The following is a 26223-nucleotide window of genomic DNA, read 5'->3' on the forward strand; positions in this document are numbered from 1 at the left end:
TTTGTAACATATTGTTGTTTATGAAAATATTTATTTTATTTGCATCGTGAATATGTTAAATGTAAAATTAAGATAGCCGTGAAAAAAAATTACAAATGGATTATATTTCTTATTACGACATTGGGATATAGTCTTTTCTATGTGTGCCGTTTAAGTATCAATGTCGTAAAGAGGCCGATTGTGGATTCGGGTTATTTGAGTGAGACAGAGTTGGGTATTATCGGAGGATCTCTGTTCTTTTCGTACGCAGTAGGAAAATTTGTAAACGGTTTTTTTGCCGATCGTTTCAATATACGTTTTTTAATGTCCGGCGGGTTGCTGGTTGCTGCGCTCCTTAATCTGATATTGGGTATGCATGTATTGTTTGGCGTTTTTGTAGTGCTATGGGGGATTAACGGATGGGTACAGTCTCTTGGTGGGCCTTGTAGTGCTATTGCTCTTAATCGTTGGTTCGGGGATAAGCAGCGAGGTACAGTATATGGTTTTTGGAGTGCGAGCCATAATATAGGAGAGGCTTTTACTTTTATATTTATAGCATTTGTAGTCAGTATGACCGGTTGGCAGTTTGGTTTCTTAAGTGCCGGAATGTTGGGGATTATAGGTGCGGTTCTTATATTTATTTTCTTAAAACCTTTTCCGCATGATGCAATAGACGGGGACGTATTTGTTAACCGAAAGGAAATAGGGAAAAAGCAGCTTTCTGTTTTAAAGAGCGGTACTATTTGGCTGCTTGCTCTTTCAAGCGCTTTTATGTATATCAGCCGTTATGCAGTCAATAGTTGGGGAGTTTATTATTTCGAAGTAGAAAAACATTATTCTATTGTGGAGGCTAGTGGATTGATTTCGATAAGTTCTATATGTGGAATTATAGGTACGGTATTTTCGGGGTTGTTATCTGATAAACTTTTTAGAGGAAAGCGGTATATCCCGGCTTGTTTGGCAAGCTTTATGAATTTGATCGCTTTATATCTTTTTTTATATATTCCCGATGGTGGTAAGCTTATGGATATTGTAGCCATGGTTCTTTTCGGAATATCTATTGGTATTTTGATATGTTATTTGGGCGGACTTATGGCTATAGATTTGGCTCCAAAAGAGGCAACGGGTGCGGCTGTAGGTGTAATAGGAATAGCCAGCTATATGGCAGCAGGCATTCAGGATATTTTAAGTGGCTTTTTTATTGAGAGCAAAAAACAGATTATTGGAGGGGTAGAAATCATCGATTTTTCATTTATCCGTATGTTTTGGATACTGTCTGCAATGGTTTCATTACTCCTGTTAATATGTATATATTATAAACACCATAGAAGAGTTTAATTGTCATGAATGTGTTGGAAAAAATTAAAAACGGCCTTATCGTTTCTTGTCAGGCAGAAGAGGGTTCTCCGTTTAATACACCGAAAGGTGTAGGCGATTTTGCAAGGTGTGCCGAACTTGGCGGTGCTGTCGGAATTCGAAGTTGTGGTATTGAAAAGTGTCGTTATATAATGCAAAATACATCTTTACCTGTAATTTGTCTTACTAAATCGATATTTGAAGATGGATTTGTACGTATCACCGGTTCTTTTGCGGAAGTCGAGGCTTTGCTTAAAATAAATGCGACGTTTATAGCTGTGGATGGGACGTATAGAATAAGGGAGAAACAATATACGGGACCGGATTATATAAAAAAAATAAAAAAAATGTATCCCAAAATTCTGGTAATGGCAGATATTGCTACTTCTCAGGAGGCATTCGCCTGCTATGAAGCGGGAGCTGATTGTATATCGACGACACTGTGTGGTTATACGCCCGATACGGTTTTTGTTAATCAGGAGTATCCCTCTTTTTCGTTATTGGAAGAATGTATAAAGTTTGTTCCTCGGGATTTCCCGATTATGGCTGAGGGAAGATTTAATAAACCGGAATATGCTGCACAAGCTATAGAAAATGGGGCTTGGGCTGTCATTGTAGGAACATCTATTACTCGACCTCAAATAATAACGCGTTGGTATGTAAATGCAATTAAGAAAAAAGTTGGACAAATATGAAAATGAAAATATTTTTTGGAACAGATGGCTGGAGAGCTTTGAATGGCTCTCAAATAAATGAAGTTTCAGTTGCAGTAATAGCACAAGCTTTTAGTGATTATTTACTGGGAAAAAATCGAACACCAGTTGTGGCTGTCGGCTATGATAGCCGTGAAAATTCGGAGCTGTTTGCGAATATTTTTGCGCAAGTACTTTCGGGAAACATGATAAAAGTTTATCTGTCAGACAGTATTATTCCGACTCCTGTTTTATCTTATAAAGTATTAGAGTCTGGTTGTGATGCTGGAGTTATGATTACTGCATCTCATAATCCGAAAGAATATAACGGTATAAAATTCAAATCGGAGTATGGAGGTCCATTTTCTACTGAAGAGACGAAGATCGTCGAGTCATATCTCTATCGTTCAAAGATAAAGGAATCAAAAAAATTTGTCACCAAATGTGATTTTATCTATGGATATATCAGGCACACTGAAAGAATTATTAATTTTGATAAGATAAAAGAGTCGGGTCTTTGTTTGCTTATTGATAGTATGGGAGGATCGGGGCAAAGGCTTACAGAACAAATTTTAAAAAGGCATGGAATAGAGGCTGTTTCGATTTTTGCTGATCCTGTTTCCGATTTTTACGGTAGATCACCAGAACCCATAGAGAAGAATTTGAAACCGTTGTCTGAATCTTTAAAAAAAGGAAATTACTCATTTGGAGTAGCTACGGATGGTGATGCTGATAGAATTGGAGTTTGTCTTGATTCTGGAGATTGGCTGTCTGCACAGTATACGATTTTGTTGCTTGTTGATTATTTGAAGAATGTAAAAAAAGTTTCGGGAGGAATAATAAAAACATCTTCGGTATCTGACAAAGTTCGTATTTTATTTGAGAATGAGACTACTCCTATATATGAAGTGCAAGTTGGATTTAAATATATATGTGATGTTATGATTCGGCATGATATCGCTTTTGGAGGAGAAGAAAGTGGAGGTTTTGGTTATGGAGTACATATTCCTGAGAGGGATGGGATATTTTCTTCATTGCTTTTATTAGAGATGTTGGCAACATCTTCATGTAAAACATTATCTGAATATTTCAAGAGAAAATTGTCTACTCTCGGACAGATTTATTATAACCGTATGGATTTAGTATACAGATATGAAAATAAAAATGATCTGTTACCTCAACTATTTTTGAATTCACCGCGAATGATCAATGGATTTAGAGTGTTTGGTATACAATCATTTTGTAGTAGTAGAAATATTGTCAATGGTATTAAATTTTTGTTAGGTCCTTGTAGGTGGTTACTTATTCGAAGTTCTGAAACTGAGGATATCATTCGTTTCTATGCGGAAGGGCAATCTGAGAAAGAAACAGAAATGTTGTTGTCGTGTGGCCGGGAAATATTGGGAATATAACAAGACTTATGAGGTATTAAAAAAATAGGCGCTATTGTTTTTTTGAATTTATTTTCTCAAAAAATCTTTTTTTTTTGAGAAAATAATCTACGGTAATGTTCCGGTTAGTTTCAGGAAAGTTTTTAAGCAGGTTGGTTCTCGGCTGGGAGTTATACCGTTTTTTCATTTTCCGGTAGTCTATATGAGCTTTCCATACGGCTTTTACGTTTTCCCACTCTCCCGATAAAAGGAATTTTCCCATTGCTGCCGTGTCCATAAGTCTGCGGATGAATAATAAAGATTTTCCTTCTTTGAGAGGAAGATTCTTATAAAGCATTAATAGATTATTTCTGAAATTGAGATATGTCTTTCGGGGGTTCGAGGCGTTTAGTGTTCCTCCTCCCAGATGGTAGACGGTACTTTGCGGGATAATTACAATTCGTTTGCCCATAAGATGCACTCTCCAGCAAAGATCGATCTCTTCCATGTGCGCGAAAAAATCGGCATCGAGACCGCCGGCATCCAAATATTCTGTCCTCCGGATAAATAGGCATGCTCCGGTAGCCCAGAATATATCGGTTATCGAATTGTATTGTCCGTAGTCTTTTTCTATCGTGTCGAATATCCTTCCCCGGCAGAAAGCGTAGCCGTACCGGTCGAGGAATCCTCCGGCCGCACCGGCATATTCAAAATAATTTTTTTGTCGGTATGCTTTTAATTTTGGCTGGCAGGCAGCAACATCTGTATTTTTGTCACAGTATTCGACAAGCGGTTCTATCCATGCAGGTGTGGCTTCTACGTCCGAGTTCAATAATACTACGTATTCGTATTCGAGTGCTTTGATGGCTCTGTTATACCCTTCGGCATACCCGTAATTTTGCGGGAATGCCATGATTTTTACTTCGGGGTGATTTTTCTGTATCCATGCGATAGAATTATCGTCAGATCCGTTGTCTGCAATGATAATGTCCGCCAATTCGGGATTCGTATATCGGCACACGGACGGGAGGAATTTTTCCAGAAGAGCCAATCCGTTCCAATTCAATATGATGACTGCAACTTTTTTCAAAAGAGAAATTTTTATAAGTTTGATAAATCGGTTATCAGGAGCGTTTATGTTTCCAACGATTATGAGTCCATAACCAATATTCCGGCGCACGAAGTATTGTTGTTTCCATCATTTCCATATATTTGTTCGTAATTTCGAATTCTTCGGTCTCTTTCGGATTTTTAGATATTTCCCGGATTGTTACGGAATAATATCCTCTTTTTATTTTTTCGACATCGAAATAAAAAACGGAGAAGCCGACTTTGTGGGCGATTTTTTCGACTCCGGTAAATACCGGAGTATCATGGTTCAAGAAATTTACCCAATGGTGTATGTTTGCCGGAGAAGGAGTTTGGTCTGCCATAAATCCGGTGATAGACGGTCTGCCTGAGGATTTATAGCGTAAAATACTTCTTAGCGTGTCTTGTTTGGCAATACATTCGGAATGGTATCTTCCCCGAAGTTTGAGAAAGAAACGATCGAACCATTTGTTTTTCAGAGGACGATATATTTGTGCGAAAATTACGCTTCCTTTACGCATCCAGAGAGTGACGGACGGAACAAATTCCCAGTTGCCGTAATGTCCGAGCAGCATCAGGCATGAACCTCCGTTATCGACAATTTCCTGTAATGCTTCTGTATTGTGGAATTTTACCCTTTTTCGAGTCTCTTTGTCGGAGATATGGAGTAATTTGATCGTTTCTACGATATAGTCGCAGAAGTGATGGTAAAAAGCTTTTTCCATCCGACGGATTTCTTTTTCGCTTTTTTCAGGAAATGAATCTTTCATATTTTGATATACCAGTTTTCTCCGGTAACGTACTATGTAGAACATCGGAAAAAATAGGATATCGGATAATATGTATAATATTTTCAGCGGTAACAGAGCATGTAGCCAAAAATAGAAATACAACGGAAAATAGAGGATATTTTCGGATGTTTCTTTTTTCATATCTACGGGTTTATTCGATAATTCGTGTTACGGTAAGAGCATCTCCTGTTTCATTGAAGTCTCCTAATAATATTTTGCATGTCGTGTTTACCCTGTTTTTCTCGTAAGGCATCTCGACACGGATATAGTTGTCTGTGAATCCGTGCATGGGCGCTCCTTTTTTAGGGTGCTCGAATAAAACAGGTCTCGTTTTTCCTATTTGGGATGAATAGAATTCGTGTGTCTTTTTTTCGGAGATCTCAAGCATCTTTTTACATCGTTCGTGTTTTTCTTGGGGATTTACTACATGATCGATTTTAAGAGCTTGTGTATTGGGTCGTTCTGAGTAAGTAAATACGTGCAACTGAGAAATATCGAGTCCGGAGACAAATCGAACGGCATCGTTGAAGAATTGTTCGGTTTCACCTCTCACTCCGACAATGAGATCGACTCCTATAAATGCATCGGGCATTACAGATTTGATTTTTTGTATCTTGCTCTTGAAGAGTGCGGTATCGTATCGGCGATGCATCAGTTTAAGTACCTCGTCGCTTCCCGATTGCAACGGTATATGGAAGTGAGGAGCGAAACGGCGGGACGTTGCAACATAATTGATGATCTCATCGGTAAGTAAATTAGGTTCTATGGAAGAAATCCGGTAACGTTCTATACCTTCTACCCGATCTAAAGCTTTTACCAGATCGAAAAATGATTCTCCGGTCGATTTACCGAAATCCCCTATGTTTACTCCGGTAAGAACGATCTCTTTTCCGCCTGATGCTGCGACAGTTTCAGCTTGCTTTACCATTTCTGCGATCGATCCGTTTCTACTTCTGCCTCTTGCAAAAGGAATAGTGCAATAAGTGCAGTAATAGTCGCAACCGTCCTGTACTTTCAAGAAATAGCGGGTTCGGTCTCCTCGAGAACAGGAGGGACTGAAAGTCCGTATGTCTTGACTTTGCGTGGTGATGATCGTTCCGTTACCCTTTTGTTTATGCAGATCATCCAGATAATCTAATATATTTAGTTTTTGTTCTGCTCCGAGAACCAGATCTACATCGGGAATATGTGCTATTTCTTCGGGCTTCAGTTGGGCATAACATCCGGTTACTACTATAAATGCCCCTGGGTTTTGTCGGGCGATTTTTCGAATGGTTTGCCGGCATTTTTTGTCGGCTAATTCTGTTACCGAACAGGTGTTGATAATACAGATGTCAGCTTTTTCTCCGTTTCTGGCTTTGCGGATTCCCTGTTCTTCCAGAATCTTTCCAATCGCGGAAGTTTCAGCAAAATTGAGTTTACATCCTAATGTATAATAAACTGCTGTTTTATTTTCAAAAATTGTATGATCGACCATTAATGAGATTGTAATTCATATTAAAAACGAAACAAAGTTAGTCATTTTAAGGCAAAAAGCGTCGGTGCTGTAACATTCCTTAGCTATATTATAGGGAGAATACCAACTATTCATTATAAATTTGCAGTTCGACATAACTTAATTTGCCATGATCGAGGAAAATTTTATCAAAATCTATGAGAAAAGTTTTAAGGAAAATTGGGATCTGCCTGCATTGACCGATTATAATACGAGAGAAACTTTTACTTATGGAGAAGTTGCAGAGCAAATAGCCCGTTTGCATCTGTTATTTAAATATTGTCAGATTAGGCGTGGGGACAAGATTGCTCTTGTCGGCCGTAATACTCCCCGATGGTGTATAGCTTTTATGGCTGCGGTTTCTTATGGAGCAATTATCGTTCCGATATTGCAGGATTTTAATGCAAATGATGTTCAGCATATTGTTAATCATTCAGATTCTGTTTTGCTTTTTGCCGGAGATTTGATTTGGGAAAATCTCGAAGTGGATAAACTGAGCCAATTACGCGCGACTATTTCTTTGGTGGATTATACTTGTCTTGATCAGCGGGACGGAGAATGTATTACTCAATGTTTGGGTGATATGGATAAGTTGTTTAAAAAAGCATATCCTAAGGGTTTTACGAGAGACGATGTCCGTTTTGCCGAATTAACTAATGACAAGGTAATCTTGATTAATTATACTTCGGGAACGACCGGTTTTAGTAAAGGGGTAATGCTTACGGGAAATAATCTCGGAGGAAATGTGTGTTTCGGAATATCTTCGAAACTTCATTTTTCAGGAAGTAAATGTCTTTCATTTTTACCTTTGGCACATGCTTACGGATGTGCATTTGATTTGTTAGTACCTTTGGCTGTCGGCACGCACATTACGTTATTGGGGAAAATTCCTTCGCCTAAAATATTGTTGAAAGCATTGGAAGAGGTAAAGCCTAATCTTATTATTTGCGTGCCTCTGATATTAGAAAAGATATATCGGAAGCAGATATTGCCGATGTTGAATAAACGTCCGTTGAAATGGGCTCTTAATGTTCCGTTGCTCGACTCCCGTATTTATGGGCAGGTACGAAAAAAACTGGTGGATGCTTTCGGTGGACGTTTTGAGCAGGTAATTGTCGGAGGCGCTCCTTTAAATGCCGAAGTTGAGGCTTTTTTGCATCGTATTAAATTTCCGTTTACTGTCGGTTATGGAATGACAGAATGCGGTCCTTTGATCAGTTATACTCACCATTCTGAATTTATACCACGTTCTTCTGGACGAATTCTTGAAGGATATATGCAAGTGAAGATCGACTCTTCTGATCCCGAGCTGATTCCGGGAGAAATTTGTGTACGAGGTGAGAACGTAATGGCCGGTTATTATAAAAATCAGGAAGCGACCGAAAAGGTGATCGATAAGGATGGTTGGTTGCATACCGGCGATATGGGTACGGTGAATAACGATGATACCATATTTATAAAGGGTCGTTACAAAACAATGATTTTGGGGGCGAGCGGGCAAAATATCTATCCGGAGGAGATCGAGTCGAAATTGAATAATATGCCGTTTATAATGGAAAGCCTTGTTATTGAAAAGGATGGACGTTTGGTCGCTTTGGTATATCCTGACTATGAGGCTGTTGATGATTATGGAATTGCGAATGAAGATTTGCCGGTAGCAATGGAGGAAATTCGGAAAAATTTAAATAAGGAGGTTGCTCCTTATGAACAAATCGCTAAAATTCATCTTTATCCGACTGAATTTGAGAAAACTCCGAAACGGAGTATAAAACGGTATCTTTATACAAATTTTTCTCCGATATAGCATTTCTGAAGAAAAAAGTTGACTTTTTTGAAAAAAAATGAGTTCAGGTGATACAACATTAGAAAATAATCTATACCTTTGAACCGTTTTTGAAGCAATAATTTATTGTTTTATATTTAATTTAAAGAAAATGAAAAAGTTAGTCTTGTTCTTCGCTGTTGCATTTGCAATGTCATTTGCAGCTTGTTCTTCTAAAACTACTAGCGACGCTACTAGCGCTGATTCAACTATGGTTGATTCTATTTCTGTAGTAGAAGAAACTGTAATCGTTGATTCTGTAGCTGCTGACTCAGCTGCTATCGTTGATTCAGCTGCAGTTGTTGCTGAATAATTTAGCGATAAGAACAAAAAAGGTGTAATAGAGTGGTTCTGAGAAGAGCTGCTCTATTTTTTTGTAAGAATTTTTCTGATTAGAATAATAATAAAATTCGTTCGGGACGATCAAGCGATTATCTGAATATTGACGTCTTTACCGATAAATAAAAAAGCCTTTGGAATAAGGCTTTTTTTATTTGTTAGAGGAGTGATTTTTTAGGGAACTTGATGTTCATAACCGAGAACGTCTATCAACTTGAGATCGAAAATCAAAGTGGAGTAAGGCAATATGACTGAAGAAGACATTTCTGCTCCATATCCTAAGTTTTGAGGAATAATTGCCTGACAACTGTCACCGGGTTGCATACTTGTGAGAGCTATCTGGAATCCTTGTATGAATTGATCTACTCTTCCGGTGGTTGCACTGTCGGTATAAAGATAAGTCGAGTCGAAAGCCGTGCCGTTATATAACGTACCTTTATACATGAATTTTACAGTGCTGTTGTTTAGCGGAGCGGGTTTTGTTCCATCTCCTTTCTTGTATGTTTTCATCAGAATGAAACTTCCCGGATCCCAAACCGGATAGATTTCTGTATAGACCGGAAACCCGTTTTCATCCGTTTCTGCCCTTTTCTGATTGAAGTAGGCCGCATTTTCATTTCTCCATTTCTGATATTGTGTCCATGTGTCTTCTTTATCGTCTTTACAAGACATTATGAAAACGATAGTCAGTAATATTATAATTCCCGGAAATTTTTTCATCGTCTTTATTCCTTTTTATTCATCAATTAAAATTTTACTTCCGGTGCTTTTTCAGCTCCGGTTTCGGCTGTAAATTGAGGTTTTTTGTCAAATCCACCTATTCCGGCTATAATACTTGCAGGAAAACGACGTATCATGGCGTTGTAATCTCGTACCATATCCGTATATCTTGTCCTTTCGGTAGAGATTCGGTTTTCTGTTCCTTCAAGTTGTGCTTGCAGCTCCAGAAAGTTCTGGTTTGCTTTCAGGTCGGGATAATTCTCCGTTACCATTAACAGTCGTCCTAATGCCTGGCTTAGTTCACCTTGAACAGCCTGATATTTTTGTAAAGATGCTTCGTTCAGGTTCTCAGGACTGATTGTAACTTGTGTGGCTTTGGCCCGGGCGTTTACCACAGCGTCGAGAGTTTCTTTCTCATGAGAAGCATATCCTTTGACTGTGTTTACGAGATTCGGGATCAGGTCTGCCCGGCGTTGGTATTGGTTTTCTACTTTTGCCCATTGAGACATTACAGCCTCATCGGCATTAACCATTTTATTATTTATCGATATTCCGTAACCGATAATAATCACCAGTAAGACAAAAATACTTATTAAGATGATAAGAGATTTTTTCATATATTCGTTATTTACTTTTCAACGATTTTCTTTAACAGAGATTTTAGACTTACCTGTTCTCCGATGATTTGTGCCAATTGGTCAATAGGGACACGTTGCTGTTCCATTGTATCGCGGTGGCGGATCGTAACCATATTATCATGGAGAGAATCATGGTCGACAGTGACGCAAAACGGAGTTCCGATCGCATCTTGACGTCGATATCTTTTTCCGATAGAATCTTTTTCGTCGTATTGGCATTTGAAATCGAATTTCAGCGTATCGATGATTTCCCGAGCTTTTTCAGGCAACCCGTCTTTTTTTACTAAAGGCAGGACTGCGAGTTTTACCGGTGCTAAAGGTGCAGGTAATTTTAATACAACACGCGATTCTCCGTTTTCGAGTTTTTCTTCGCAATAGGCTGCTGCCATAATACTGAGGAACATGCGATCTACACCGATGGATGTTTCGATGACATAAGGAGTATAGGATTCGTTCAGTTCAGGATCGAAATATTGAAGTTTTTTTCCTGAATATTTTTCATGACTTCCCAAATCGAAATTGGTACGGGAGTGGATACCTTCGACTTCCTTGAATCCGAAAGGCATTTCGAATTCGATATCGGTAGCGGCATTTGCATAATGTGCCAGCTTATCATGATCATGGAATCGATATTTATGGTCTCCTAATCCCAGTGCTTTGTGCCATTTGAGCCGTATTTCTTTCCATGTTTTAAACCATTCGAGTTCTTGTCCCGGACGTACGAAAAATTGCATTTCCATCTGTTCGAATTCACGCATGCGGAATATAAACTGTCGGGCTACTATTTCGTTACGGAAAGCTTTCCCTATTTGAGCGATTCCGAAAGGAATGCGCATGCGGCCTGTCTTTTGTACGTTCAAGTAGTTTACAAATATCCCTTGAGCGGTTTCGGGACGCAAATATACCTTCATTGCTCCGTCGGAAGTAGATCCCATTTCTGTGGAGAACATCAGGTTGAATTGACGGACATCCGTCCAGTTTTTTGTTCCGCTGATCGGGCAGACAATTTCATAATCGAGGATGATCTGACGCAACTCCTCGAGGTTGTTGTCATTCATTGCTTTGGCGAAACGGCTGTGTAATTCTTCTCGTTTTGCTGCATGCTCTTGTACACGTGGATTAGTTTGTCTGAACAACGCTTCATCAAATGATTCACCGAACCGTTTTGCCGCTTTTTCAACCTCTTTTTCGATCTTTTCGTCCATTTTTGCCAACTGGTCTTCGATCAGAACGTCTGCACGATAACGTTTTTTTGAGTCTTTATTGTCTATCAGAGGATCATTGAACGCATCTACGTGTCCTGATGCTTTCCAGATTGTCGGATGCATGAAAATAGCAGAGTCGATGCCGACGATATTTTCGTGAAGCAATACCATGCTGTCCCACCAGTATTTTTTTATATTGTTTTTCAGTTCTACACCCATTTGTCCGTAATCATAGACTGCTGCGAGTCCATCATAAATTTCGCTGGAAGGGAAAACAAAACCGTATTCTTTACAATGCGATACCAGTTTTTTAAAAACGTCTTCTTGCTGTGCCATATCTTTTGTTATGTTTTATATCTTTATGTCGGTTTATTTTAAAAAAAGATCGTTTATAACCTCGATTCTGAGGCTAATAAAGTGCAAAGTAAATGATTTTTTTCGATTTAATTTGTATTTTTGCATGAGCATGTCGTTATTAAGCTGATAAAAATGTTAAAACCGCATATTTTGAAACTTCAGAAAACTTGACGATATGATTCGAGCGTTTAAAACACAGATATTTTTGATTCATGAGTGAAGAAGATAAAGAGCTGATTCCTGCTGATGATCAGTTTGATGCATCAAGCAACGATGTGGCGGAAGAGAATAGCCATTCGTCTTATAAAGTGCCGGGAGGCGATAAGCCGGATTTTAAATATCAATTGACGGGAATGTACCAAAGCTGGTTTCTGGATTATGCTTCGTATGTAATCCTCGAACGGGCAGTTCCTCATTTGGAGGATGGTTTGAAACCGGTACAGAGGCGTATTCTTCACTCGATGAAACGTTTGGATGACGGGCGTTATAATAAAGTCGCGAATATTGTCGGACATACAATGCAGTTTCATCCTCACGGAGATGCTTCTATTGGAGATGCTTTGGTGCAATTGGGACAGAAGGACCTGTTGATCGACTGTCAGGGAAATTGGGGGAATATATTGACCGGAGATAGTGCTGCAGCTCCTCGTTATATCGAGGCGCGGTTATCGAAATTTGCTCTCGATGTCGTGTTTAATCCTAAAACTACGCAGTGGAAGCCCTCGTATGACGGGCGGAATAAAGAACCTATAACGCTTCCGGTTAAATTTCCGTTGTTATTGGCTCAAGGAGTCGAAGGGATTGCGGTTGGTCTGTCTTCAAAAATATTGCCTCATAATTTTAATGAGATATTGGATGCTGCAATCGCTTATCTGAGAAATGAACCTTTCGAGTTGTTTCCGGATTTTCAGACGGGTGGATTTATCGATGTGACCCGTTATAATGACGGGGAGCGCGGCGGTTCTGTAAAAGTTCGGGCTAAAGTGGAGAAACGGGATAACCGGACTTTGGCAATTACCGAAATTCCTTACGGGAAGACGACATCGACATTGATCGATTCTATCTTGAAGGCTTTGGAAAAAGGTAAAATAAAAATCCGTAAAGTAGATGATAATACGGCTCAGCATGCTGAAATATTGGTGCATTTAATACCGGGTACATCTTCGGATAAGGCGATTGATGCACTGTATGCGTTTACCGATTGTGAAGTAAGTATTTCTCCGAATTGTTGTGTGATTTGCGACAGTAAGCCTCATTTTTTGACAGTGAGCGATGTCCTTCGGCGCAGTGTCGATAATACGGTGCGGTTGCTGGGAGAAGAGTTGAGTATTCAAAAACACGAGTTGGAGGAGACTCTTCATTTTGCTTCGTTGGAAAAGATATTTATCGAAGAACGGATTTATAAAGATAAAGCTTTTGAGGACAGCACTTCTATGGATATTGCCGTGGCGCATATCGATAAAAGAATAGAGCCTTTTAAATCTTCGTTCGTCAGAGAGGTTACCCGAGAAGATATTCTAAAGCTTATGGAGATAAAAATGGGACGTATCCTTAAATTTAACTCCGAGAAAGCTGAAGAGCAGATTGCTGCGATAAAGACGGATATCGAAGAGATAGAGAATCATTTGGCTCATATCGTGGATTATACGATCCGTTGGTATGAAGCATTGAAAAGTAAATATGGAAAGAATTATCCTCGACGAACGGTAATTCGGAGTTTCGATACGATCGAGGCTACTAAGGTGGTCGAAGCAAATGAAAAATTGTATATCAACCGCGAGGAAGGTTTTATGGGAACCGGCCTTAAGAAAGACGAGTTTATTTGTAATTGTTCGGATATAGATGATATAATTATCTTTTATAAAGACGGCAAGTATAAAGTCGTTCGGGTAAGCGAGAAAATGTTTATCGGGAAAAATGTATTGTATATCAATGTGTTCAAGAAGAACGATACCCGAACCATCTATAATGTCATATATCGTGACGGGAAAGACGGTCTTCATTATATCAAGCGTTTTGCCGTGACCGGTGTGACTCGTGACAAAGAGTATGATTTGACACAAGGAAAACCGGGATCTCGAGTCGTTTGGTTTACTGCAAATCCGAATGGGGAGGCTGAAATATTGAAAATTACATTTAAACCCAAACCTCGACTTAAGTGTTTGTTCATCGACAAGGATTTTAGCGACATTGCAATTAAGGGGCGGCAGTCTATGGGGAATATCGTGACTAAAAATGAGATACATAAAATCTCCTTGAAAGAAAAAGGCGGTTCTACGTTAGGAGGACGGCAGGTTTGGTTCGATCGGGATATTTTGCGTCTTAATTATGATGGGCGAGGAGAGTTTTTGGGTGAATTTCACGGGAACGACCAGATTCTTGTTATTATGAAGAACGGAGATTTTTGTACCACTTCTTTTGATGCAACCAACCATTATGAGCCGGATATTATGATTATAGAAAAATATGATTCCGGTAAGACATGGACTGCGGCTTTAAATGATGCAGATCAAGGATATCCTTATTTGAAACGCTTCAAGTTAGAGCCGACTCAAAAGAAACAAAATTTTTTGGGTGAGAATTCTAAATCATCTTTGATCTTGCTTACCGATGAATCGTTCCCCCGTTTTGAAGTGGTGTTCGGAGGAAATGACGCGTTCCGAGACCCGTTGATAATTGATGCGGAGGAGTTTATCGGTGTAAAAAGTTTTAAGGCGAAAGGTAAGCGTATATCTACTTATACGATAGAGACGATCAATGAATTAGAACCTTTGCGTAAAGAGATTCCGCAGCAGGAAGTTCCGGAAGCCGAATTACCGGATGATACGGATACAGACTCTCAGAGCGAAGGCAATAGCGATATATTAGATGAAATTACCGGTCAAATGAAATTATTTTAAGAATGGGAATCCGGCAGTACCGAAGCATGTTTATTTTAATGATGTTTTTCCTATTCGGGAAAAATATCATACAGGCTGTTGAAAGAGATAACGATTCGGTGAAAGTTGTTCGTCCGGTTGTCGCTTCAACTTATTTCTCTGTCGGAAATAATCAGGTTTACGACACTTATTTGTCGATCAATCGATATAGCGGTCTTGATGTGGGCATCGGGCACGAAAGAATGAGAGTAGCTCCTTTCGGTGCCGGGCGATTGGCTGCACGGCATCTTTTCGAAGTTGATTTTTCAACTACTCGGAATCGTCCCGGAAACGGCATGATGATTACCGGTATGTTTGATTATTCTTTTGGATTGTATCGGATTTTCCGTTTGCCTTGTAAGTTAAAATTATTGGGAGGCGGGGAGTTGAGTACAAATGTCGGTGGAATATATAATCTCAGAAATTCTAATAATCCGGCAGCGGCAAAAGCATCGGTCAATGCAGGAGTTTCCGGTATGGCTATTTATACATGGCGAGTGTCCGGTTATCCGATTACGTTCCGTTATTCAATGTCTTTACCTTTTATAGGGACATTTTTTTGTCCCGGATACGGACAAACTTATTATGAGATGTTCAGTCTCGGGAATACGAAGGGTATTGTCCATTTCGGCTCTTTTCATAATCAGTTCGATATGAGTAATATGTTTACCGTCGATTTTCCGGTAGGAAGAAGTGCCGTTCGCATCGGATACAAGAACCGGCTGCGTTCTATGCACCAGAACCATTTGGTTTATAAGATGTACACACATGTATTTACTGTCGGAATCGCAACGGAGTTTGTAACACGTAGTCAGCGTAGAAAAGTGATGTCGGCTGCTTCTTCGATTTCTGCATTTTATTAATATTGTAGTATGATAATTAAAGGAAGGACATTTTTATGTAAATATATTCTCGGATGTCGGGATATGGCGGAATATTTTTTCTCTAATGTATTTTTACAAGACAAAATTTATAAAATGCTTAGTCGGATTTTTATGGTTTGTTTGTTCGGGGTATCACTTCTTTTTTCTTCTTGTATTCCCGAATCGGATTTTACAGATAATCCGGAAGGTAATTTTGAGGCCTTGTGGTCTATTATGGACGAAAGATATTGTTTTTTCGATTATAAAAATATAGACTGGAATGAAGTTCATCAGCATTATCGATCACGAATTGCTCAGAATATGACTGATGAGGAGTTGTTCGGTGTATTGGCAGATATGTTGGCGGAGTTGCAAGACGGGCATGTGAATCTATCCTCTTCGTTCGATATGGCCCGGTATTGGAAATGGTTCGAAGACTATCCGGTAAATTTTAATGAAGAGATTGTCAATAAATATTATTTGCAGCAGCCCGATTATCAAATAGCCGGAGGTATGAAATACCGTATTCTGGCAAATACGAATATTGGGTACATATATTATGCGAGTTTTTCTTCAGGAGTGGGAGAGAGTAATTTGGATCAGATACTTGCTGCATTTTCATCTTGTGACGGGATTATTATCGATGTGAGAGACAATAGCGGAGGAATACTGACGACAGTAAATCGCATAGCTTCTCGTTTTATTACAGAAGATCGGATTTGCGGCTATATTCGGCATAAGACCGGTCCGGCTCATGATGCTTTCTCCGATTTTCATGAAATCAGGTTAGAAACTGCCCCTTCTGATAGGATACACTATCTGAAACCTGTTGCTGTATTGACAAACCGCCGTTGTTATAGTGCGACGAATAATTTTGTATCGGTAATGAAAGAATTGCCGCAAGTAAAGATTATAGGGGATTATACCGGAGGCGGAAGCGGCCTTCCTGTGTCTTCTGAATTGCCGAACGGCTGGTCGGTGCGTTTTTCTGCTTCTCCTATTTATAATGTTAATAAGGAACATACTGAATTTGGAATTGCACCCGATATTTTTGTGAATATGGCAGATACTCCGGATCGAGATGCTATCATAGAACGTGCGAAAGACTGGATTATGTCAGGGGGTGAATGAGGAAAAAAAGCGAATAATATTTGCAAATTCGTAAACTTCGATTACCTTTGCAAAGCAAAACGCGGATGTGGCGTAATTGGTAGCCGCGCTAGACTTAGGATCTAGTGGCGAAAGCCGTGGGGGTTCGAGTCCCTTCATCCGCACGAAGCCTGTAGAGAATTTTCTGCAGGCTTTTGTTTTTTAGTTAGTTCGGGATAATGAGGTTGTCGGTTAAGCATTAAAAAGATATTTTGGACATTTATTTTATTATTGGAATATTTGTGCCATATAATTTCTATCATTTCCCCATTTCTGCATATCACATGACCTGTTCGCTTTTTGTCAGAATGAAAAATACTTTCAGGAACAATTCTCAAAAAATGCTTTTACAGAATTTGAGAGGACTTTAGTATAGCAAAATAACACAATATTAACCTAATGCATATAAATGTTTGTTAAGGTAGAAATAATTTCTATCTTTGTTGTAAAAAGAGGGGATGCAGGTCTATCTTGCCAAAATCCGAGTTATTTTTTACGGTTTTAGCTGGTCATGAGGAGTAATGGATACTGTCGTATTGTTGAATCATATTGATATTATTAATTGGAGATAGAGTCACATTCATATTTTTTGAAGGCCAAATCGAGTTTTATGATAAATTCTAAATTTTCTTATTTATGGCGAAATGGAAAGAATCCCAAATTTGTGTATTATGGGATTAATTATCTGAGATTGGTAATTCCGAAATTTTTTTTCCGGATTCGTTTAAAGAAAGAGTTTACTAAATTAGATGAGTTTGCAGATAAGGAATATATTATGCGGCGCGTGAATTATTATAATCAGCTTGACAAAGGCTATTTATCAACTATTTATAATGATTGGGAGGATGAACTTATTCCTTTGAAGAGGCAACCGATGTGTAAACAAAAAGTCTATTTTTTCGATACTTTCGAATATACTCGTTGGTTTCCTCAATACTTGAAATGGAAGTTATGTCCGGGAGATTTGGTTTCTGTTCCGAAAGTTCCGTCTATTGTTAAAAGCCGGCCTCTTGTAGCAGGTAATGAGAATTCGGTTATTATGAAATTAGATAAAGTCCGCCATTTTATTTTTGTCAAAGATGAAAAAAGCTTTGCAGAAAAGAAAGATATGATAGTCTTTCGTGGAAAGATCGGATTACCCGGAACAAATGGGTTTAAAGAGAATCGTTATCGGTTTCTTGAAAAATATTGGGGACATCCTATGTGCAATTTGGGGGAAATCAAAGGTCGGCATCCGAATAAGCAGTGGATAGTAGAGAAAATGACATTGCGTCAACACCTCGATTATAAATTTATCTTGTCTTTGGAGGGAAATGATGTTGCAAGTAATTTGAAATGGGTAATGTCGTCTAATTCATTGGCTGTTATGCCCCGACCCACATGTGAGACCTGGTTTATGGAGGGGAGGCTTATTCCGGATTATCATTATGTAGAGATTAAGCCTGATTTTTCGGATTTGGAAGAGCGGCTTAATTATTATATTACACATCCTCAAAAGGCAGAGGAGATCATTGCCCACGCGCACGAATATGTAGAACAGTTTAAAGATCCGGAAAGAGAAAAACTTGTTTCTTTATTTGTTTTGAAAAAATATTTTGAAGAAACTAATTCGATAAGATTTTGAAAATAATCGGGAAATTTTGTGTTTTCTTCCGGTCTATTTTCCCGTTTTCCCTCGTCAGATAGCCCGCTATCCTCTTTGTAAAAACAGAAAAACATCCTCGAAAGAAACTTTCAAACCTGACCCGAGTAAAATTCAGACAGACTCTTGGGCAGGCTTCAAAGAATTATTATGTAGAGAATATTTTTGGATGATTGAGAGTTTGATTATCGAACAGAGGTGTTTTGTTTTTGATTTGTTTTTTTGTATCGTTGAATAAGGGGGCGTATAATAAAAACTCCTACTAAGATTCCAGCGAAAGCACCTACCGTGTTTGCTAAAAAATCGAACCAGTCGGCTGTTCTGTATTCGGTAAAGTATTTTTGGAATAATTCCATCAAACCACCCCATAAAACGGCAAGTATCCATCCCGATAGCAGTATAGATCCGTCGTGGCGTGAAAGCCAACTGGAACGATACACATCGAAACAAAAAACGGAAACTAATCCCATATACATTGTAAAATGAACAATTTTGTCTAAATTCTGTATGTTGGGAACATTATATGGAGAGGTAACATGAGAAAGAGAAAGATATAATATAGTGATACCTACCAGTATTGTAGGAATGAACTTCGATAAAAACCGTATTACTTTCATAATTGTTATATTGATTAAAAGCCATTTTAAATTTCCCGATAAGGAAATTCAGTCTGGGCATCTTTGCGTTTTTTTTCGATTTGTTTTCCTGTTTTCATTTGAATAGCTCGATATTTTCTTTATAAAAACAAGAAAACATTCTCGAAAATGATTCTTAAAAAATGTCTATGTAAAATTTAGACAAATTCTAATTATACAAAGATACTATATTTTGTATGTAGGATTTTATTTTTTACGCACTTTAGATTCTTTTTTGCTTCTTATTTATTCTGATTTGTTGCAAGAATTAATTTTTGTGGGGTTAAATGTGATAAAAAGATATATAAATGTTATTTTTGTATTAAATGTAATTTAAACTTGGAGTTTATGGCAAAACGGGCGACATTTGTGACGAAACTGGGGGTTATTGCCGCTACTGTGGGATCTTCTGTCGGATTGGGAAATATTTGGAGGTTTCCTTATGAAACCGGACAAAACGGAGGGGCGGCATTTCTGCTGGTATATATTCTTTGTGTATTGTTTTTGGGATTACCCGTCATGCTTGCCGAGTTTGTCGTAGGACGTAGTGCCAAGGCAAATGTAAATCGTTCGTTTTTGAAATTAGCTCCCGGAACACATTGGAATATTATCGGATATATGGGAGTATTTGCTCCGGTGTTTATTATGGGATTTTATTCTGTGATTGCCGGATGGACATTAGATTATGTTTATCAGGCGGCTACTTTCGGAATGAGTCAGAAAAGTCCCGAATATTTTGCTACTGCTTTTACTGAATTTACGGCATCGCCTATTCGTCCGTTATTTTGGATATTTCTGTTTCTTGGGATGAATTATTTTATTGTTTCAAGGGGTGTTAGTGACGGAATAGAGCGTGCATCTAATGTTTTGATGCCTTTACTGTTTGTAATATTGATAGCTTTTTGCATACGGTCGCTTTTCTTGTCCGGTGCAAAGGAAGGGCTTTCTTTTTTGTTTCATCCTGATTTTTCTAAAATAGATTCAGGCGTGGTGTTGCGGGCTATGGGGCAGGCGTTTTTTTCATTGAGTTTAGGAATGGGTACACTGATAACGTATGCTTCATATTTTTCCGATAAAACTTCGCTACCTAAAACGGCGATTACGGTGGCTTCTTTGGATACTTTTGTCGCTGTATTGGCCGGAGTTATTATTTTTCCGGCGGTTTTTTCTTTTGGAATAAGTCCTTCACAAGGTCCGGAGTTGATTTTCATTACACTGCCGAATGTATTTCAGCAAATACCGGGTGCTTATATCTGGTCTATATTGTTCTTCGTGCTTATTACAGTTGCAGCTTTGACTTCTACCATTTCGTTGTGTGAAGTCGCTATTGCTTTTTTGCATGAAGAATTTCATTTTACACGTCGTCGGGCATCACAAATTCTTATTTTCATCTGTTTGGTGATGAGTACTCTTTGTTCATTATCATTCGGTCCATTGAGTGATTTTCACATTTTCGGTTTTTCCATATTTGATTTTTGCGACTTTTTAGCTTCGAATATATTGTTGCCTGCAGGAGGAATGCTTATTTCTATATTTGTCGGATGGAAGCTCGATCGGCAATTTATAAAAGAAGAATTGAGTAATCATGGGGTTTCTCGTGTCTGGTATTTTAGTATCTTAATGTTTTGTATGCGTTTTGTCGCACCTGTAGCTATATTTTTAATTTTTCTGTCCGGACTCGGATTATTTTAGATGAAAGAATCTGAAAAATATCGTTTTTGGAATTTCAGTCGTGGAGAACGCTTTGCAGTAATTTTATTACTATGTTGCATTGTGATACTTCTTGTCGTGCGTTTTTATGGTACAACGAGACAAGCTGAGCCGGAGGTTTCTGATTTCAAGCAGTTTGAAACCGAAATCTCTGATTTTGAAAAGCAAATTTCAATTAAGAAGGATACTGTTCGGCGTAAGAAAAATTCCGGTAGAAAGAAATCGACTCCTATATATCGTCCTCGAGAACAATCGTTTGCTCCGGTTGAGCGGGAATCTTTAGAAAGTACCGGACAAAATCGGGATTCCGGGAATTGAGCGGTGATGTTTTGGGGCTTACGTAAATATGCAAATAGTTAGAATTTCGGATTATGAAGGAAGCCTTTTTTGTAATTTGTATGAAAATATACATTATATCGGATAGGCTTTTTAAATAAAAAGGTCTATCTTCGTTTGTTGTAAATAAAAAGACCGTTTATGAATGTTGCCTGCAATAAACCTGCATTTACTATAAACTTGAACGGAGATATGGTGGCTTTGACACCGCCTTTGGTAATGGGTATATTAAATGTTACTCCCGATTCTTTTTATGCCGAAAGTCGTTGTAAGACCGAAGCTGCCGTAATATCGCGGGCGAGAGAGATTGTTGAGCAGGGTGGCGCGATTATCGATATAGGGGCTTACTCTTCTCGTCCTCAGGCAGAGAATATACCGGAAGAGGAAGAGATGAATCGTTTGTCTCATGCGCTTTCAGCAATTCGGGCAATATATCCGGATGTTTATATTTCGGTAGATACTTTTCGTGCAGGGATAGCCCGTCGTTGCGTAGAAGAATTCGGGGTGTCGATGATTAATGATATATCGGGGGGAGAATTAGATGATGAGATGTTTGAAACTGTTGCTGCTCTCAGAGTTCCATATATTTTGATGCACATGCGCGGAACTCCTCAAACTATGCAGGATTATACGAATTATGATGATATTGTTGCCGATTTGTTGATGTATTTTTCCAAGAAGACAGAGAAACTCCGGTTGATGGGTGTGAATGATATTATCATAGATCCCGGTTTCGGATTTAGTAAAACATTAGACGATAATTATTCATTGATGAATGGATTGTCTGAGTTTCGGACATTGGGATTACCTGTTTTGGCGGGAATATCCAGGAAATCTATGATCTATAAATTGTTAGGAACATCTCCGGAAGAGAGTCTGAACGGTACGACTGTTCTGAATACCCTTGCATTGTTGGGCGGTGCGGATATATTGCGTGTGCATGATGTCAGAGAAGCTGTGGAAACAGTAAAGATCGTTACAAAAACTTTAACAGCAAGATAATTTATGTTTGTTCATTTCGGGATAAAAGACGCTTTAGATATTTTACTTGTCGGTTTGTTGCTTTATAATATCTACAAGATGATGAAAGATTCCGGCACGATCAATATTTTTGCCGGTGTTATGGCCTTTATCGGAGTTTGGGTCGTTGTTACTCGGATTTTGGATATGCGTTTGCTCGGGGCGATAATGGATAAGCTGGTAAGTGTCGGGGTCTTGATTTTAGTTATTTTGTTTCAGGATGAAATCCGTCGTTTTCTTGTCGAATTGGGATCTCATAAACGATGGCGTTTCTTTTTCAGGTTGTTTCTTCCCAGTAAAGAGAAAAATGCAGATCAGCAGTCTTATATTATGCCATTGGTGTATGCGTGTATGAATATGTCTAAAACCAAAACCGGAGCTCTTATTGTGATACAAAAAGATATGGCACTTACTGCTTATGAGCAAACAGGAGATATTATAAATGCCGATGTCAATTCTCGTCTTATAGAAAATATTTTCTTTAAGAACAGTCCTTTGCATGACGGAGCTATGATTATAGCGGATAACCGTATTGTGGCGGCTGCTTGTATATTGCCTGTGTCTCATAATAACGATATTCCTAAATCTTTGGGACTAAGGCATCGTTCGGCATTGGGTATTACTCAAGAGTCGGATGCTACGGCGGTTATCGTATCAGAAGAAACCGGAAATATTTCGGTTGCACGTAATGGTAAACTGCATTTGCGGCTTTCTGGTAAGGACTTGGAGCATTTTTTGTCCGAAACTGCAGAATGATTGTTATTTCAAGGAAGTAGAATAGTAAATTTTTTTTTAGTATTTAAATACTTGTATATTAAATATTTATCTGTTGTATTTAATAAATGTAATAGATAAAAAGGGAAAATTAAATGGTCGTAATGGACGAATCTTTTTATTTTTGCAACGTACTATGAGAAGTTTTCGTTACATATTGGCTATTTCATTATCTCTGCTGATCGTTTTTGCGGGGGTAGGGATCTCTGTTATGCACTATTGCTGTTCGGGGTGTGAGGCTGAACAGAAATGTTGTGTTACCGGTTGTGAAAAATGCCGTGATACGAACTTTTTATCAGATAATTTTTGTGGAGATGACGGATGTGAAGCTACTGTTTATAAAGTAGATCTGATGAAACATTCTTGTGAGTGTGCGAGTTTTATTCCGTTTATGCAGTTCTTTTGTTATCTGTTACCTGACAGGGAAAGGAATTTTTCATTTGTCGAATCCGTACGTACCGAGATAAAAGATATTCCTCCCAATTCTTTACGTACACCACGTTATTATCTTACTCTTTATTCTATTTTCCTTATTTAGAATTTATTGCGGGGAATAAGCAAATGTTTCTTGTGGAAGAGTTTGCGTGTCCCTGTGTGACGTATCTTGGGATATTTAAGATGCGTGATTTTGTATTTCCTTATTGCAAGTCAAGCCAGACATGTTTCAGTGAACGGAAAAGACTTTGTGATTAAGGGTGTTATATTTTTTAGTAATAAACGAATTGTCATATATGAAATATATATTTTTAATATTTTTCTGTTTGCTTTTGTATCCGGTACAGGCCAAGGTAAAGGGTGTTGTTAAAGATAGTGTAGGAGAACCGTTACCCGGGGCTAATGTGGCATGGATCAATACGAAGGTTTTTGCGGTTACTGCCGAAAATGGAAGTTTTTCTATTGTGAAGCCGAAAGATAGTGAGATTTTGGTTATTAGTTATATAGGATTCGAAAATGATACAGTTCATGTCGATAGTGAAAATGCAACGCTGGAAATAGTTTTACGTGAGGGATTGTCTTTAGGCGAGGTTAATGTCGTAAGGCGCAGGTTCGGAACTACGAAATTAAGGAGTAGTGCTATGAATATCGATATTATTAGCAGTGCAGAATTAAGTCGGGCGGCATGTTGCAATTTGGGTGAAAGTTTTGTAACAAATCCATCTGTCGATGTGAGTTATTCAGATGCTGCTACGGGTGCGAAGCAAATTAAGTTATTGGGGTTATCCGGCACATACGTGCAGATGATGACCGAGAATATCCCTAATTACAGAGGTGCTGCAGCTCCTTATGGGCTGGGATATGTTCCCGGTCCGTGGATGCAGAGTATCCAGGTAAGTAAAGGAAGCTCATCTGTCAAAAACGGATACGAGTCTATTACAGGACAGATTAATGTCGAATTTAAAAAACCTCAGTTGCCGGAGGCTGACTGGGTTTCTGCCAATCTGTTTGCCAGCAGTACGGGGCGTTATGAGGCCAATGCCGATGCTACATTAAAGCTGTCTAAGCGTTGGAGTACTTCGCTTTTAGCTCATTATGAAAATGAAACGATGGCTCATGATGCCAATCATGACGGTTTTGTGGATATTCCTCGAGTAGAGCAATATAATCTTTGGAATCGTTGGGCGTATATGGGGGATCATTATGTTTTTCAAGCCGGTATTAAAGCTCTTTCTGAATGGCGGAATAGCGGTCAGGTAAATCATGGCGGAAATCCGGGACAGGAGTTGTATAAAATCGGAATCGATACTCGACGCTATGAAGCTTTTACCAAAAACGCTTATATCTTTAATAAAGAAAAGAATACGAATCTGGCTCTTATTCTCCAAGGAACTTTTCATAATCAGGATGCCGTTTATGGGCATAAACTTTATGATGTGGATCAGACCAATGTGTATGCTTCATTGTTGTTCGAGACTGAATTTAGTAAACGGCATAGTCTTTCTACCGGTTTGAGTTTTAATTATGACGGGTATGATCAGCGATACCGCTTGACGAACGATGCAGAACTGTCTCGTCTTAAATCTTTTGAAAAGGAATCTGTTCCGGGGGCTTATGTGCAATATACCTATAATTTAGAAGATAAATTGATGCTTATGGGTGGAATACGGGGAGATTACAGTAGTATGCACGGGTTTTTCGTTACTCCTCGCGCACATGTCAAATATAATCCGAATGAGTTTATAAATTTCCGTCTTTCAGCGGGGAAAGGGTATCGAACCAATCATGTGTTGGCAGAAAATAATTATTTGCTTGCCAGCAGTCGAAAAGTGAAAATCGCTGGAGATTTGGATCAAGAGGAGGCTTGGAATTACGGAGCAAGTATTTCGTCGTATATCCCTTTGTTCGGAAAGACCTTGAACCTTAATGCAGAATATTATTATACGGATTTTTTGAAACAGGTAGTTGTAGATATGGATACAGATCCGCATGAAATAGCATTTTATAATCTGAACGGACGTTCTTATTCTCATGTTTTTCAGGTAGAGGCGAATTATCCTCTTTTCAAAGGTTTTACTCTTACGGCGGCTTATCGTTTTACAGATGCGAAGACTACTTATAACGGAGAGCTTAAAGAAAAACCTTTGACAAGTAGATATAAAGGTCTGGTGACTGCATCTTATAAGACTCCTCTTGAAATATGGCAATTTGATGCTACCCTTCAGTTGAACGGAGGTGGGCGGATGCCGAATTCGTATATTATGGAGAATGGAAGTCCTTCATGGAGTGCCCGTTATGGAACTTTTGAACAGCTTAGTGTGCAAATTACACGTTATTTTCGTCGTTGGTCTATTTATGTGGGTGGGGAGAATCTGACGAATTTTAAACAGAAAAATCCGATTATCGATGCGGCTAATCCATGGGGAGAAAATTTTGACTCTACGATGATATGGGGACCTGTACACGGGGCGAAAGCTTATATAGGAATTCGTTTTAATTGGGCTCGAAATTAGAGAAATCAATATGTTTAATAAAAAAGGAATAAAGTTATGAAAGTGAAAAGATTTACAGCCGTTTTGGTAATGGCATTATTGAGTGTAACGGTGATTGTGGCGAAAGATCTTCGGATAGTCGTGTTTAAAGTTCCTCAGATGTATTGTGAAAATTGTGAACGGAAAGTAAAAGACAATATTCGTTTTGAGAAAGGGGTAAAAGAGATTTCTACCGATTTGAAAGAGAAGACCGCTTCTATTACTTATGATGCTGATAAAACGACTGTTGAAAAGTTGAAAGAAGGATTCAAAAAATTCAATTATGAAGCAGAATTCGTGAAAGAAACCAAGAAAGAAAAAAAGTAATAAAGCTGTATTGCACTGTGAAACGAGGTT

Annotated in this window: 23 protein-coding genes and 1 tRNA gene; 17 read left to right on the forward strand and 7 right to left on the reverse strand. The window is 38.6% G+C overall.

The features are described from left to right. Nucleotides 1–78: 78 nt before the first annotated feature. From Q0093_RS11860 to Q0093_RS11870, 3 genes are read left to right on the forward strand one after another with little or no spacing between them, the layout of a single operon-like run. Complete coding sequence (locus tag Q0093_RS11860) at nt 79–1317, forward strand: MFS transporter (protein ID WP_270214546.1); 1239 nt, start codon at nt 79–81, stop codon at nt 1315–1317. 5 nt (nt 1318–1322) lie between these two features. Beyond that, on the forward strand, nt 1323–2030 hold the full coding sequence (locus Q0093_RS11865; RefSeq protein ID WP_022390487.1) for an N-acetylmannosamine-6-phosphate 2-epimerase: 708 nt from the start codon (nt 1323–1325) through the stop codon (nt 2028–2030). Then, nucleotides 2027–3439: a hypothetical protein gene (locus tag Q0093_RS11870; protein ID WP_022390488.1), complete on the forward strand. Its 1413-nt coding sequence runs from the start codon at nt 2027–2029 to the stop codon at nt 3437–3439. The genes Q0093_RS11865 and Q0093_RS11870 overlap by 4 nt, the downstream gene beginning before the upstream one ends. Nucleotides 3440–3470: 31 nt before the next feature. Here the strand turns inward: Q0093_RS11870 and Q0093_RS11875 are convergent, their stop codons facing one another. Genes Q0093_RS11875 through mtaB form a run of 3 tightly spaced genes read right to left on the reverse strand, consistent with a single transcriptional unit; the run spans nt 3471 to nt 6754 of the window. After that, entirely contained in the window at nt 3471–4487 is a 1017-nt protein-coding gene (locus Q0093_RS11875; protein WP_297930762.1) for a glycosyltransferase family 2 protein, read from the reverse strand. A 34-nt stretch (nt 4488–4521) separates the two neighbouring features. Beyond that, entirely contained in the window at nt 4522–5418 is an 897-nt protein-coding gene (locus Q0093_RS11880) for a lysophospholipid acyltransferase family protein (protein ID WP_009319181.1), read from the reverse strand. Between the two features lie 10 nt (nt 5419–5428). Then, entirely contained in the window at nt 5429–6754 is a 1326-nt protein-coding gene (mtaB, locus tag Q0093_RS11885) for a tRNA (N(6)-L-threonylcarbamoyladenosine(37)-C(2))-methylthiotransferase MtaB (protein ID WP_009319180.1), read from the reverse strand. Nucleotides 6755–6902: 148 nt separating this feature from the next. Here mtaB and Q0093_RS11890 point away from each other — a divergent pair, with 148 nt between their 5' ends. Together Q0093_RS11890 and Q0093_RS11895 are read left to right on the forward strand one after the other, a co-directional pair. Then, the gene (locus Q0093_RS11890; RefSeq protein WP_288640087.1) at nt 6903–8576 is read left to right on the forward strand and encodes an AMP-binding protein; all 1674 of its coding nucleotides are present in this window, start codon (nt 6903–6905) and stop codon (nt 8574–8576) included. Between the two features lie 130 nt (nt 8577–8706). After that, nucleotides 8707–8907: a hypothetical protein gene (locus tag Q0093_RS11895; RefSeq protein WP_009319178.1), complete on the forward strand. Its 201-nt coding sequence runs from the start codon at nt 8707–8709 to the stop codon at nt 8905–8907. Nucleotides 8908–9107: 200 nt separating this feature from the next. Here the strand turns inward: Q0093_RS11895 and Q0093_RS11900 are convergent, their stop codons facing one another. From Q0093_RS11900 to Q0093_RS11910, 3 genes are read right to left on the reverse strand one after another with little or no spacing between them, the layout of a single operon-like run. After that, entirely contained in the window at nt 9108–9653 is a 546-nt protein-coding gene (locus tag Q0093_RS11900; RefSeq protein ID WP_297930767.1) for an FKBP-type peptidyl-prolyl cis-trans isomerase, read from the reverse strand. A 26-nt stretch (nt 9654–9679) separates the two neighbouring features. Beyond that, nucleotides 9680–10270, reverse strand: a complete 591-nt coding sequence (locus Q0093_RS11905; RefSeq protein ID WP_294179506.1) for a LemA family protein — start codon at nt 10268–10270, stop codon at nt 9680–9682. An 11-nt stretch (nt 10271–10281) separates the two neighbouring features. Continuing rightward, complete coding sequence (locus Q0093_RS11910; protein WP_297930769.1) at nt 10282–11832, reverse strand: glycine--tRNA ligase; 1551 nt, start codon at nt 11830–11832, stop codon at nt 10282–10284. Between the two features lie 233 nt (nt 11833–12065). Between Q0093_RS11910 and Q0093_RS11915 the strand changes: the two genes are divergently transcribed. From Q0093_RS11915 to Q0093_RS11935, 5 genes are all read left to right on the forward strand, one after another. Next, a complete protein-coding gene (locus tag Q0093_RS11915) occupies nt 12066–14753 on the forward strand; it encodes a DNA gyrase/topoisomerase IV subunit A (protein ID WP_294179504.1) in 2688 nt (895 codons plus the stop codon). Nucleotides 14754–14755: 2 nt separating this feature from the next. Next, the gene (locus tag Q0093_RS11920) at nt 14756–15634 is read left to right on the forward strand and encodes a DUF3316 domain-containing protein (protein ID WP_297930772.1); all 879 of its coding nucleotides are present in this window, start codon (nt 14756–14758) and stop codon (nt 15632–15634) included. Nucleotides 15635–15748: 114 nt separating this feature from the next. Further along, entirely contained in the window at nt 15749–16765 is a 1017-nt protein-coding gene (locus Q0093_RS11925; protein WP_297930800.1) for a S41 family peptidase, read from the forward strand. 61 nt (nt 16766–16826) lie between these two features. Further along, nucleotides 16827–16908, forward strand: a tRNA-Leu gene (locus tag Q0093_RS11930). Nucleotides 16909–17393: 485 nt separating this feature from the next. Then, nucleotides 17394–18407 (forward strand): glycosyl transferase family 90, encoded by a 1014-nt coding sequence (locus Q0093_RS11935; RefSeq protein ID WP_297930774.1) that lies wholly within the window; start codon nt 17394–17396, stop codon nt 18405–18407. Nucleotides 18408–18610: 203 nt separating this feature from the next. Here Q0093_RS11935 and Q0093_RS11940 read toward each other — a convergent pair whose 3' ends face one another. Further along, a complete protein-coding gene (locus tag Q0093_RS11940) occupies nt 18611–19042 on the reverse strand; it encodes a VanZ family protein (RefSeq protein WP_297930776.1) in 432 nt (143 codons plus the stop codon). 366 nt (nt 19043–19408) lie between these two features. Here Q0093_RS11940 and Q0093_RS11945 point away from each other — a divergent pair, with 366 nt between their 5' ends. The 7 genes from Q0093_RS11945 (at nt 19409) to Q0093_RS11975 (ending at nt 26193) form a co-directional block, all read left to right on the forward strand. Further along, nucleotides 19409–20752, forward strand: coding sequence for a sodium-dependent transporter (locus Q0093_RS11945; protein WP_294179500.1), 1344 nt, complete (start codon nt 19409–19411; stop codon nt 20750–20752). Then, nucleotides 20753–21088 carry a hypothetical protein gene (locus Q0093_RS11950; protein WP_294179499.1) on the forward strand — a complete coding sequence of 112 codons (336 nt, stop codon included), beginning with the start codon at nt 20753–20755 and terminating at the stop codon, nt 21086–21088. It begins immediately after the preceding gene. 159 nt (nt 21089–21247) lie between these two features. Further along, nucleotides 21248–22108, forward strand: a complete 861-nt coding sequence (gene folP, locus Q0093_RS11955; RefSeq protein ID WP_297930780.1) for a dihydropteroate synthase — start codon at nt 21248–21250, stop codon at nt 22106–22108. A gap of 3 nt (nt 22109–22111) precedes the next feature. Beyond that, nucleotides 22112–22882 carry a diadenylate cyclase CdaA gene (gene cdaA, locus Q0093_RS11960; protein WP_294179497.1) on the forward strand — a complete coding sequence of 257 codons (771 nt, stop codon included), beginning with the start codon at nt 22112–22114 and terminating at the stop codon, nt 22880–22882. Between the two features lie 154 nt (nt 22883–23036). Beyond that, entirely contained in the window at nt 23037–23438 is a 402-nt protein-coding gene (locus Q0093_RS11965; protein ID WP_294179496.1) for a hypothetical protein, read from the forward strand. 193 nt (nt 23439–23631) lie between these two features. Further along, nucleotides 23632–25848: a TonB-dependent receptor gene (locus Q0093_RS11970; RefSeq protein ID WP_297930784.1), complete on the forward strand. Its 2217-nt coding sequence runs from the start codon at nt 23632–23634 to the stop codon at nt 25846–25848. Between the two features lie 36 nt (nt 25849–25884). After that, entirely contained in the window at nt 25885–26193 is a 309-nt protein-coding gene (locus Q0093_RS11975; RefSeq protein ID WP_294179494.1) for a heavy-metal-associated domain-containing protein, read from the forward strand. Nucleotides 26194–26223: the final 30 nt, after the last annotated feature.

This window comes from uncultured Coprobacter sp., from assembly GCF_947855755.1.
Lineage (GTDB): Bacteria > Bacteroidota > Bacteroidia > Bacteroidales > Coprobacteraceae > Coprobacter.